The following is a 7,868-nucleotide window of genomic DNA, read 5'->3' as shown; positions in this document are numbered from 1 at the left end:
GATATAGTCTGCCAATAAAAAGTAATTATTTCCCAATCATCCCTATATCTTTATTAATTTGTATACTTCATAAAAAGAGAACCTCTCGGTTCTCTTTAATTTTTAAGTTAAATATTAATGAAATACATATTTAATTAAAGCATCGAATAAAATCCAAAGTACAACCAGAGCTACTATAGGCTCTGCAACTTTTGCCCATCCAGGATTTTTTTGTGGGGCTGTTTCGACTTCTGTATGTACATCATCATGTGCTGTATTTTGAGCATTGACCATTTGATTGAACTCCTTCATGGTTTCATCCAATGATATCTCTTCTTCCTCGATTGGTTTAGAACCAATTAATTCTGTTAGTTCGTTTGTTGACCATACCCAATCATCAGCATGACCAGACAAATGCTCAATCTGCCCAAGAATAAGTTCCCTGAGTCCTTCTTTCCCAAAGTTTCCAGTCTCATCAAGCTGTTTTAATTCAGCTAGTTGTAAACTTAAGATTTCAGTTGTGGCAAGTTCCAGTTCTGTTTTATTTAAAGTCGACTGATTTGCCGGTGATGTTGTTAAATGCCTTGCAATATCTTGCACATATAAAGGATCTGGGTGACTGATTTCTTGATATAGTTTAATGTCATCCTGTTTCCAGAGACTCACCAGTTTTCCTAAAGTGAGGGCATTAATTTCCAGTAGATGATTTTTTCGTTCATCAAGCTCAAGTTGACCAAGGAGCTGAGGCTTTTGAATTTGAATCTGCTCAGCAAAGTAGTGTACTAAATCAAAAGCCATATTTTTCTCCAGTGTATCAGTCTAATATACGCAGACTTGGTTTTTTCTTTGGTTGATCTGATTGTTCTTTCGTATTTGATTCTAAAGTATTTTCCTCAACTTTAACATTGGCATATTCGTCAGGATCAAAGAATAATCCTTGACCATTTTCACGAGCATAAAGTCCTAGAACTGCCTGAAAAGGTACGTATATATCAGTGGAGACACCACCAAAGCGTGCAGAGAAAGTAATCGCATCATTACTCATATTCAACATATGAACTGCATGCGGCACAATGTTTAAAACGATTTGACCATCTTTTACAAATTGTTGTGGTACATCAGTGTAGGGAACAGTTGCGTCTACCATTAGATATGGAGTCAGGTTGTTGTCGCAAATCCATTCATAAATCGCGCGGGCAAGATATGGACGACTAGGAGTTAAGCTTAATTCTTGTTCAGACATCAGAAAATACTCTATTGATTTGCTAAAAAATGGCTATATCGGTTTTTCTCTTGAAAAGTCATCGACTTTAAAAAAGCAGGGCGACTAAAAATACGCTGACAATATAGCAAAATAGGGCGACATTGCTGTTTGGGTAAATCAATTCCCATGACTTTCAACCGTATGAAAATTGGCGCCAACATGCAATCTAAAATTGTAAAGTTTTCAGACATAAAATAAGGAAAATGCTGAAATAAAGGGGTTAATGAAATAAGGGTGTCTCTTAATTGTTTTTGTGCTTTGCTTTTTGCAGTTTCATCGAGTGTATCAGGATGACGTAGCATGATGTCAGCCAATTTGAACCAGTCCTGTTCGAAACGCCAGATATATTGTCTCTGTTCTGCACGAGGTGCTGGAGCATCTGCATAAAGTTTGTTCTGACGGTACCGATCATCAATATATTCGGCAATGATTATGGTATTAAACAGTTTTAAATCATTTTCAATTAACATTGGAAGTTGGTTGTAAGGATTGAGACTGGCAAGGTCTTCATCTTCATCCTCAGCAATAAACAAATTAAATTTAATCTGTTTTTCAGCAAGTAAAAAGCGAATCCAATGGGAACGGAAGTCATCTGCATGGCTATAAAGTGTAATTCCTTGAAGCGGAGCGTTTTCGACGGTCATATTCCAAAAACAAAGCAGAACAAATAGGATAGGATACTAAAATTAGGCAATAAAATCATCTTAACTTTGAGTTAATCAGCTTAGGATAGGTTTGAAAAAGATAAAAAAATCGGGCGTAGGAATATTTATGAAATACTGGATAATGAGCATTCTTTTATTATCACAAGGGATATTGATTCCTCATAGTTATGCAAATATTAATGACAATGATGAGGTCACTGCCGAAGTTGTATCTCAAGCTTCAGGAACTCATCAAGCTGCTATGGATGAGGAGACTGCTTGTCGAGCGAGTGAAAACTGTGAAGTTGCTTCAGATGTTTTAGAAGCTGAGCATTATGGAGGTATAAAGCAAGAGTATGTTGTAAAAGGCTGTAAGGTCACAATTTATAATGATGGACCTGTAAAAATGCAGAATGAAAAAACAGGTGAATTCTGTAACGCGCCTATTCCTGAAGATCATAAGTTCCATAAAGAAGAGCGAACCTATCAGAAAGATGGCTGTAGGATCACAGAATATACAGCTACTGATGGTGTGATTAGTGGGACATCGGATTGTTCTATGAAAAATAAGCAATAGAGCATAGTAGATTTTTATATGCTATTTCAGTTCAGATATTTAAATCAATTTATCTATAATACAAGAGCATGGTTATGAAAAATAAGATGGTCTTATGTCTGTTTTTATCAATTATTTCAAGTCTGAGTTATGCTAAAAGTATGGATGAAGAAGCTGTTGAGATATTACCTTATCCAGTGGCTGTTACGATGCAAGATCCAGCCGTTCAGGATGATATCCAATCTGACGTAGATCCTTGTGAGGGTATTGAAAGTTGTTCGGTTGCTGTTCCTTGCGAAGGTCACCCTGAAGCTGATTCCTGTTATTCAGCTCCTTTACATCCTGAAATTCCAGGTGCGGGCGCATATGCTACGAATCCATAATTTTTAAAGCCAAATAAAAAACCTCGGAAAATTCCGAGGTTTTTCTGTCCGATTCGGTAAACGAATTAACGTTTAGAGAATTGAGGACGTTTACGAGCTTTACGTAAACCAAGTTTCTTACGTTCAACTTCACGAGCATCACGAGTAACGAAACCAGCTTGACGAAGAGCAGGTTTTAAAGTTTCGTCAGAAGCGATCAATGCACGAGTAATACCGTGACGGATAGCGCCTGCCTGACCACCGATACCACCACCAGCAACAGTGATGTAAAGGTCATATTTTTCAGTAGCTTCTAAAAGCTCTAAAGGTTGACGTACAACCATACGAGCAGTTTCACGACCGAAATATTGCTCAAGAGTACGATTGTTAATTACGAGTTTACCTGTACCAGCTGATAAGAAAACACGTGCAGTTGCGGTCTTACGGCGACCTGTACCATAATTAGTAGCCATGTGCTGTATCCCTTAGATGTCCAAAACTTGTGGCTGTTGAGCAGTATGTGGATGCTCGCTACCAGCGTACACTTTCATTTTCTTGATCATTGCATAACCAAGAGGACCTTTAGGCAACATACCTTTAACAGCACGTTGGAAGATTTCTTCAGGTTTGTGAGCAACTAATTTTTCAAAGTTAGTTTCTTTTAAACCGCCTGGGAATTCAGTGTGGCGATAGTATTTTTTATCAAGTGACTTGTTACCAGTTACTTGAACTTGTTCAGCATTGATCACAACGATGTAATCGCCAGTATCAACGTGAGGAGTATAAGAAGTTTTATGCTTACCGCGTAAACGACGAGCGATTTCAGTCGCAAGACGACCTAAAGTTTTGCCAGAAGCATCAACAACGTACCAGTCGTGTTGAACTTCAGCTGGCTTAGCGCTGAGAGTTTTCATTAACCACTACCTATTATAGTTGGTTTGGACGGTGGAATCTGTCCAAACAAAAGGAGACGAAATTCTACATGAAGAAAGATAGAATCTCAATCGAAATGTGTGTTTCCGGGCAACTATTTTAAAATAATTTATCAGACCTGAAAAGTAGTGCTGTTTTGAAGTTTGGATAACAAGTAAAAGAGATAGGTTATTGCCTTATCTTATTCTTTAAACGTTAAAACAGATTCCTTCAAACGAAATAATAAAACTGATTTCATTGTGTAGACGTTTTATAATAGCAATATTGTTTCGTGATCATTTGAAGATGACTATGCTCCCTTTATACATCACCAGTGGTGAGCCAGCAGGTATTGGTCCAGATATTTGTTTAAGTTTGGCAGACCGGATAGACGAACGTCCAGTTGTTGTCCTTGCCGATCTGAATATGTTGAAAGAACGTGCTGAAATTTTAAAGAAAAATATCGAACTCATTGAATATAAGGGACAGACTGAATCTTCATCTTCAGGACAATTATATGTAGAGCATGTGCCTTTGCTTACGCCTGTAGTATTGGGACAATTGAATGCTAAAAATTCAGCTTATGTATTAGAACAGTTACGCCGTTCAGCCGAATATGCAATCACAGGAAAAAGTGTAGGGGTAGCGACGGGACCAGTTCAAAAATCAGTTGTTAATGAAGCTGGAATCCATTTTAGTGGTCATACAGAATATTACCAAGAGTATGCAGGTGTAGAGCGTGTGGTGATGATGCTCGCGACAAAAAGTTTACGAGTCGCACTTGCGACAACGCATCTACCGCTTCGTGATGTTGCAGATGCGATAACAAGAGAGCGGTTGCATCAGGTGATCGATATACTGATTCATGATTTGAAAACAAAATTTAAGATTGAACATCCACATATTTTAGTTTGTGGTTTAAATCCACATGCTGGAGAAGGGGGGTATTTGGGACATGAAGAAATTGATGTCATCAATCCTGTACTCGAAAGCTATAGAACGCAAGGGATGAACATTAGTTTAAGCCTACCTGCCGATACACTATTTACCCCAGAGAATCTTAAAGATGCTGATGCTGTTTTGGCGATGTATCACGATCAGGGATTACCTGTGTTAAAATCACAAGGCTTTGGTGAAGCGATCAATATCACTCTGGGTTTGCCTTTTATCAGGACATCTGTCGATCATGGTACAGCACTAGGTCTGGCAGGGACTGGTGAGGCGAAAAGTTCAAGTTTACATGTTGCTGTAGACTTGGCTTTGGATTTGGCTAGACACTAAATTTGCTTAACTTTCTTTAAAACTTTTTTGAAAAATCACGTTGGAAATTCTATGTATCAAATTAATGCCCTAAACCCTAAAGATGAAGGGCATCATACTCGTAAGCGTTTTGGTCAAAACTTTTTACATGACCAACGTGTGATTGCAAAAATTGTACGCTCGGTTAGTCCTCGTGCAGGGGACAATGTGGTTGAAATCGGACCAGGTTTAGCAGCCCTGACTTCACCTTTAATTGGTGAGTGTGATGCTTTAACTGTGCTAGAGCTTGACCGTGATTTGGCAGCAGGTTTGCCAGGTCGTGTTCCTCATCCTGAACGCCTAACGATTATTGAAACCGATGCATTAAAATATGATTTTAATTTGCTTATAAAAGATGACCGCCCATTGCGTGTGGTTGGTAACTTACCCTATAACATTTCTACACCTTTGCTTTTTCACCTATTGGAATTTGGTGACAAAATTAAGGATATGCATTTTATGCTACAAAAAGAAGTGGTTGACCGCATCACAGCTTCACCAAATACCAAAGAATATGGTCGTTTGTCTGTGATGATTCAGTATTTCTGTAAACCGACATTCTTATTTGAAGTTCCACCTGGATCTTTTAATCCACCGCCTAAAGTAACTTCAGCTGTTTTTCGTCTAGAACCTTATGCGACAAAGCCGATTATTGCTAAAAATGAAAAAGCCTTGGCTCGTTTAGTCAGTCATGTATTTACCCAGCGCCGTAAAACACTACGTAATAGCTTAAAAGGTATGTTGGTTGAAGATGGTTTTGATAAAGCGGGTGTTGATCCGATGGCCCGTCCAGAAACTTTGACCTTAGCTCAATTTGTCGCATTATCTGATCAAATGGTGGCGTAAATGGCGCGTTCCGATATTCGTTATAACTATGTGATTGGTGATGTTCAAGGCTGTTTTGAAGCTTTGAAAGCATTGCTCAAGGAGATTCGTTTCGATCCAGATCAGGATTTTATCTGGTTTGCAGGCGACTTGGTGGCGCGTGGCGAAAACTCGGTAGGTGCTTTACGTTTTATTAAAAAACTGTGTGAGCGTGGTTCTGCTGCAACTGTTCTAGGCAATCATGATTTAAATCTTTTGGCATGTGCCCGCGGTATAAAAGAAGTTAAAGCAAAAGATCGAACGCAAGAGGTTATTGATGCGATAGACAGTGATGATCTGATCGACTGGTTACGTAAGCAACCGTTGTGTTTATTTCCAAATGAACAGACGATATTGACCCATGCCGGTATCCCCTGTATCTGGGATGCTGCTCAGACTTCAGAGTTGTCAAAAGAAATTCAGGATATTCTGGGAAATGAGGATTTTGCGGTACTCGACAGTTTTTTAGAACAGATGTACGGTACTCAGCCGGACATCTGGTCTGATGATTTGGAAGGGAACGAACGTTACCGTGTAATCACTAATTATCTAACGCGTATGCGTTTAACTGATCAGCACGGGCGTTTAGAGTTTAGTTTTAAAGATGATCTAAATGAACCTATGCCTAAAGGATTTAAACCCTGGTTTGAGTTTGAGTCAAAAGCTGCAAAAACACATCATGTCTTCTTTGGACACTGGGCTGCACTTATGGGTAAAACGATTAGCGCTCAGATCCAAAATGTAGATGGTGGCTGTGTTTGGGGGAATAAACTACTTGCTTGTCGACTTGAAGATCAGCATATGTTTGCAGTAGATAATCCTGCCTCTGGAATCTAAAAGCTAACTGAATGCTGAAAAATCCCAATTGTTAGATTGGGATTTTTTTATATTGAAAAGCTTATTTGATCAATAGCATAAATGTAGGTAGCCAGATTGCGGTAAAAACCGCATTCACCGCCATGCCGAATGCAGCATAACGACCCGCAACGGCACCACGTTGCCATGCCTGTGCGGTACCAATGGCATGTGCTGCCAGGCCTAATGCCAAACCGGATGCACGTTCATCATTGATATTTCTTAAAATAATGGATGAAAAAGCTGCGCCTATTACACCAGATAAAATGACGATCAAAATGACCAGTGGAATAGGCGAGTGCAGTAAAGTTGCTATATTAATTGCAATAGGAGTGGTGACTGCCCGTGTGGCAAATGCCATGATATAAGGATCGGATAAATGTAATAAATATGCCAGCCCCATTGGCAATGCGACAGCACTAAGACTTGCAAAGACTAAAATTCCGATGACCGATTTGAGCGGTAAATCATCATAACGCATCGCTGCCAGAGGAATTGCCAAAGCGACTGTAACGTAGCCAAGAAGATGACTAAAAATACCATTCATTTCGGCATTGTATTTTTCATAGGGTATTTTAAATAATAATAAGATACCGATAACAAAGAACATACCGATGACCAGTAACGGAACTTGTGGAAATCTTTTATTTACAGGCTTTGCTGCAAGATAAGCAATCAGGGTGATCAGGAAACCCGTTAATACACTAAACATTTTTGATCTCCTATAACCATTTTTTTGCCATTTTGGCGTAAATCCAGAGAGGGATTAGCGTACTAACGAATAAAATGACCAGGAACAGAGGAATTTCTTTGCCCATACTGACCAGCATCAATAATGATCCAGCACAGATAGGTAAAAATGCAAAGCCACTTTCTTTCATGAGCTTATTGTTGGTATCGACAAGTCGCGGAGGAATCTTTTTAAATTTTCTCCAGAGACTCAAGATAATAAGCAGGCTGATAAGACCTGTTAAATTGCCCAGTTCAGGGTGATTGATTTTACTCATCCCCCAAACTGAGACTTCTCTAAAAATAATGATGATGGAAAGTGTTGCAATCCATGCTTGCCAGTCAATATGTTTAAGCCGTTCCATTTTCTTCAATTTATGTGGTCAAAACTTGTATGTTTTTCC

General features: G+C 39.0%; 12 protein-coding genes. 5 read left to right on the top strand and 7 right to left on the bottom strand.

All coding sequences use genetic code 11. The annotated features are described in order from the left end of the window. Nucleotides 1-114: 114 nt before the first annotated feature. From KPC_RS04200 to KPC_RS04190, 3 genes are read right to left on the bottom strand one after another with little or no spacing between them, the layout of a single operon-like run. Nucleotides 115-777 carry a hypothetical protein gene (locus KPC_RS04200; protein WP_121973163.1) on the bottom strand — a complete coding sequence of 221 codons (663 nt, stop codon included), beginning with the start codon at nucleotides 775-777 and terminating at the stop codon, nucleotides 115-117. A gap of 16 nt (nucleotides 778-793) precedes the next feature. Beyond that, nucleotides 794-1,222 carry a ClpXP protease specificity-enhancing factor gene (locus KPC_RS04195; RefSeq protein WP_121973162.1) on the bottom strand — a complete coding sequence of 143 codons (429 nt, stop codon included), beginning with the start codon at nucleotides 1,220-1,222 and terminating at the stop codon, nucleotides 794-796. A gap of 11 nt (nucleotides 1,223-1,233) precedes the next feature. After that, a complete protein-coding gene (locus tag KPC_RS04190) occupies nucleotides 1,234-1,887 on the bottom strand; it encodes a glutathione S-transferase C-terminal domain-containing protein (RefSeq protein WP_121973161.1) in 654 nt (217 codons plus the stop codon). A 127-nt stretch (nucleotides 1,888-2,014) separates the two neighbouring features. On the opposite strand from KPC_RS04190, the gene KPC_RS04185 reads away from it, so the two are divergent. Then, nucleotides 2,015-2,464: a hypothetical protein gene (locus tag KPC_RS04185; RefSeq protein WP_121973160.1), complete on the top strand. Its 450-nt coding sequence runs from the start codon at nucleotides 2,015-2,017 to the stop codon at nucleotides 2,462-2,464. Between the two features lie 74 nt (nucleotides 2,465-2,538). After that, nucleotides 2,539-2,826 (top strand): hypothetical protein, encoded by a 288-nt coding sequence (locus KPC_RS04180; RefSeq protein WP_121973159.1) that lies wholly within the window; start codon nucleotides 2,539-2,541, stop codon nucleotides 2,824-2,826. Between the two features lie 65 nt (nucleotides 2,827-2,891). Here the strand turns inward: KPC_RS04180 and rpsI are convergent, their stop codons facing one another. Further along, nucleotides 2,892-3,278 (bottom strand): 30S ribosomal protein S9, encoded by a 387-nt coding sequence (rpsI, locus tag KPC_RS04175; protein WP_086208861.1) that lies wholly within the window; start codon nucleotides 3,276-3,278, stop codon nucleotides 2,892-2,894. A gap of 12 nt (nucleotides 3,279-3,290) precedes the next feature. Continuing rightward, nucleotides 3,291-3,719, bottom strand: a complete 429-nt coding sequence (rplM, locus tag KPC_RS04170; protein ID WP_004857442.1) for a 50S ribosomal protein L13 — start codon at nucleotides 3,717-3,719, stop codon at nucleotides 3,291-3,293. A gap of 310 nt (nucleotides 3,720-4,029) precedes the next feature. Here rplM and pdxA point away from each other — a divergent pair, with 310 nt between their 5' ends. The 3 genes from pdxA to KPC_RS04155 are packed head-to-tail and all read left to right on the top strand — an operon-like array spanning nucleotide 4,030 to nucleotide 6,717. Further along, complete coding sequence (gene pdxA / locus KPC_RS04165; protein WP_121973158.1) at nucleotides 4,030-4,998, top strand: 4-hydroxythreonine-4-phosphate dehydrogenase PdxA; 969 nt, start codon at nucleotides 4,030-4,032, stop codon at nucleotides 4,996-4,998. Nucleotides 4,999-5,049: 51 nt separating this feature from the next. Further along, complete coding sequence (rsmA, locus tag KPC_RS04160) at nucleotides 5,050-5,862, top strand: 16S rRNA (adenine(1518)-N(6)/adenine(1519)-N(6))-dimethyltransferase RsmA (RefSeq protein ID WP_121973157.1); 813 nt, start codon at nucleotides 5,050-5,052, stop codon at nucleotides 5,860-5,862. Next, nucleotides 5,863-6,717, top strand: a complete 855-nt coding sequence (locus tag KPC_RS04155) for a symmetrical bis(5'-nucleosyl)-tetraphosphatase (protein WP_121973156.1) — start codon at nucleotides 5,863-5,865, stop codon at nucleotides 6,715-6,717. It begins immediately after the preceding gene. 61 nt (nucleotides 6,718-6,778) lie between these two features. Here KPC_RS04155 and KPC_RS04150 read toward each other — a convergent pair whose 3' ends face one another. Then, on the bottom strand, nucleotides 6,779-7,447 hold the full coding sequence (locus KPC_RS04150; protein ID WP_121973155.1) for an LrgB family protein: 669 nt from the start codon (nucleotides 7,445-7,447) through the stop codon (nucleotides 6,779-6,781). A 10-nt stretch (nucleotides 7,448-7,457) separates the two neighbouring features. After that, nucleotides 7,458-7,829 carry a hypothetical protein gene (locus KPC_RS04145; protein ID WP_121973154.1) on the bottom strand — a complete coding sequence of 124 codons (372 nt, stop codon included), beginning with the start codon at nucleotides 7,827-7,829 and terminating at the stop codon, nucleotides 7,458-7,460. Nucleotides 7,830-7,868 lie beyond the last annotated feature (39 nt).

This window comes from Acinetobacter stercoris (assembly GCF_900323515.1).
In the GTDB taxonomy this organism is placed as follows: domain Bacteria; phylum Pseudomonadota; class Gammaproteobacteria; order Pseudomonadales; family Moraxellaceae; genus Acinetobacter; species Acinetobacter stercoris.
The sequence above is the reverse complement of the archived record's forward strand: the minus strand, read 5'-3'. Positions and strand labels throughout refer to the sequence as shown.

What these genes read in the sequence shown, in the direction of transcription:
- rsmA (WP_121973157.1), top strand. Translation starts at nt 5,050, where the DNA reads ATGTATCAAATTAATGCCCTAAACCCTAAAGATGAAGGGCATCATACT.
- KPC_RS04155 (WP_121973156.1), top strand. Translation starts at nt 5,863, where the DNA reads ATGGCGCGTTCCGATATTCGTTATAACTATGTGATTGGTGATGTTCAA.
- KPC_RS04200 (WP_121973163.1), bottom strand. Translation starts at nt 777, where the DNA reads ATGGCTTTTGATTTAGTACACTACTTTGCTGAGCAGATTCAAATTCAA.
- rplM (WP_004857442.1), bottom strand. Translation starts at nt 3,719, where the DNA reads ATGAAAACTCTCAGCGCTAAGCCAGCTGAAGTTCAACACGACTGGTAC.
- rpsI (WP_086208861.1), bottom strand. Translation starts at nt 3,278, where the DNA reads ATGGCTACTAATTATGGTACAGGTCGCCGTAAGACCGCAACTGCACGT.
- KPC_RS04190 (WP_121973161.1), bottom strand. Translation starts at nt 1,887, where the DNA reads ATGACCGTCGAAAACGCTCCGCTTCAAGGAATTACACTTTATAGCCAT.
- KPC_RS04195 (WP_121973162.1), bottom strand. Translation starts at nt 1,222, where the DNA reads ATGTCTGAACAAGAATTAAGCTTAACTCCTAGTCGTCCATATCTTGCC.
- pdxA (WP_121973158.1), top strand. Translation starts at nt 4,030, where the DNA reads ATGCTCCCTTTATACATCACCAGTGGTGAGCCAGCAGGTATTGGTCCA.
- KPC_RS04185 (WP_121973160.1), top strand. Translation starts at nt 2,015, where the DNA reads ATGAAATACTGGATAATGAGCATTCTTTTATTATCACAAGGGATATTG.
- KPC_RS04145 (WP_121973154.1), bottom strand. Translation starts at nt 7,829, where the DNA reads ATGGAACGGCTTAAACATATTGACTGGCAAGCATGGATTGCAACACTT.
- KPC_RS04150 (WP_121973155.1), bottom strand. Translation starts at nt 7,447, where the DNA reads ATGTTTAGTGTATTAACGGGTTTCCTGATCACCCTGATTGCTTATCTT.
- KPC_RS04180 (WP_121973159.1), top strand. Translation starts at nt 2,539, where the DNA reads ATGAAAAATAAGATGGTCTTATGTCTGTTTTTATCAATTATTTCAAGT.